Below are 303 nucleotides of genomic sequence, written 5' to 3'. Positions count from 1 at the left end.
GTTCAAAAATTACAGGAGATTACGAATGAATTAGTTATTACAAAAGAGCATTTAGCTAATACAGAGAGAAAATTAACGGAAGTAGAAGGTAAAAACAATGAATTAGAAGTTTTTATAGAGAAGAAGTTAGAGAAACGAGATCAGTTATTGCTTGAAAACATTAGAGATATGCAGAAGCAAAATCAGAAACAAAAACGGAAAGGCTTTTTCGGTTTGTTTAAAAATTAGATGTGGTTGCTATTCTTTGTAGGGTTCTAATGTCGGAAAAAGAGGAATAGAAATATAGCATACATACAATAAGGG

Annotated in this window: 1 pseudogene; it reads left to right on the top strand. The window is 30.7% G+C overall.

Annotation, left to right across the window (positions count from 1 at the left end):
* Positions 1-228 (top strand): annotated as a pseudogene (locus B5P42_RS31695) (MerR family transcriptional regulator); the annotation flags it as partial.
* Between the last annotated feature and the right edge of the window lie 75 nt (positions 229-303).

The organism is Bacillus sp. SRB_331 (assembly GCF_003264175.1).
GTDB lineage: Bacteria > Bacillota > Bacilli > Bacillales > Bacillaceae_G > Bacillus_A > Bacillus_A mycoides.
The sequence above is the reverse complement of the archived record's forward strand: the minus strand, read 5'-3'. Positions and strand labels throughout refer to the sequence as shown.